This window comes from Pseudoalteromonas sp. BZK2 (genome assembly GCF_014349195.1).
In the GTDB taxonomy this organism is placed as follows: Bacteria; Pseudomonadota; Gammaproteobacteria; order Enterobacterales; family Alteromonadaceae; genus Pseudoalteromonas; species Pseudoalteromonas simplex.
Map to the genome: position 1 here is coordinate 1 of NZ_JACSOG010000080.1, position 1,581 is coordinate 1,581.

Annotated in this window: 1 protein-coding gene; it reads left to right on the forward strand. The window is 46.0% G+C overall.

The window, feature by feature from the left end:
• The coding region (locus tag BIZ38_RS21625) for a beta strand repeat-containing protein (protein WP_187491289.1) at positions 1–1,581 on the forward strand (1,581 nt) is incomplete at both ends.

Here is a 1,581-nt window from a genome sequence, read left to right on the forward strand (position 1 = left end):
ACAACGGTCTTAGCTGATGGTCAATTTACTGTTGACGCCAGTGTGCGTGATGGGGTGGGGAACCTTACAGAAGAAACGGTGACTGGGGTCATTGATACCATTGCACCAAGCTTAACCTTAACGGGCGTTGGGGCGGGCAGTGATGTGACGCCAACTTTAAGCGGCACAAGTAATGAAATCGGCGCGTTAGTAACTATCACAGTGACTGATAGTAACGGTGTGGTACAAACTTTCTCAGCCACAGTGGGCAGTAATGGAACCTGGACTAGCGAAGTGCCAAACGGTTTAGCCGAAGGTGATTACACTGTGTCAGCAACAGTGAGTGACGTGGCGGGCAATAGTACAACAATCAGTGCCTCAGGTAGTATTGATACGGTAAATCCTACAGTCGTTGTGAATGATAATGGCTTAAGTAATGATAATACCCCAACAATCAGCGGTACATCTACCGAGCCTGCGGGCACAATTGTAAATATTATAGTTACAGACAGTAATGGCGATAATTATAGTTTTACAGCTGTTGTAAGTGCTGCAGGCACATGGCAAACAGACGCATCTGAAATACCTGATGGTAACTATACAATTACTGCAACAATCACAGATGCTGCGGGTAATACAGGGAGTGATACAGGCTCAGGAACGATAGACACTACAGCGCCTCTCATTACAATCAACAATCTAGGCACAATTAACACCGCAACACCAACTATTAGTGGTACATCTTCGGAGCCAGCAGGCACTGTTATTTCACTTGTATTAACAGATACCAGTGGTGGTGAGATCAGTTTGACTGCAACCGTTGATGGTGCTGGTAATTGGTCTGTCACCTCTTCATCGTTAGCGAATGATGACTACAGCGTGGTTGCTACAGTAGAAGATGCAGCAGGAAATAGCGCCTCAGCAACAGAGAATTTCACCTTGAATACCAGTGCGCCTAGTATTTCAATAGATGCCCTAGGCCAAACGAACGATACAACGCCTACTATTTCAGGAACAACCAGTGCTCCTGACGGCAGTACGGTAACAGTGACTATAAATGATGGCACCAATCCAGTTGAAACACTGACAGTAAGTGTCTCAGGTGGTATTTGGACTGTTACTGCTAATAATGCATTAACTGAAGGTGATTTTACGGTTACTGCTAGCGTTACTGTAGGTGGCGTTGAAGGTACAGACTCTGCTGTAGGAACAATTGATTTAACCCCTCCTACCATTGCAATTAATGATATTGCACAAACCAATGATACAACCCCAACAATAAGTGGTACAACGGATGCACCGGTAGGAAGCACAGTTACAGTGATCATTACAGATTCACAAGGCAACCCACAAACTTTAGTCGCTACGGTATTAGCGAACGGAAGTTGGTCAGTGTCTGCAACCACTATACTGGCAGAAGGTAGTTTTACTGTTAATGCTTCAGTCACCGATGCAGCCGGTAATACCGGCACCGATAGTGCCACTGGTGAAATCGACATTACTGCACCGACGATTAGCCTTGATACCTTGGCCGATAGTAATGATGTGACACCGCTCATCAGTGGGCAAACCACCGGAGCAGCAGTGGGCAGCTTAGTGCTG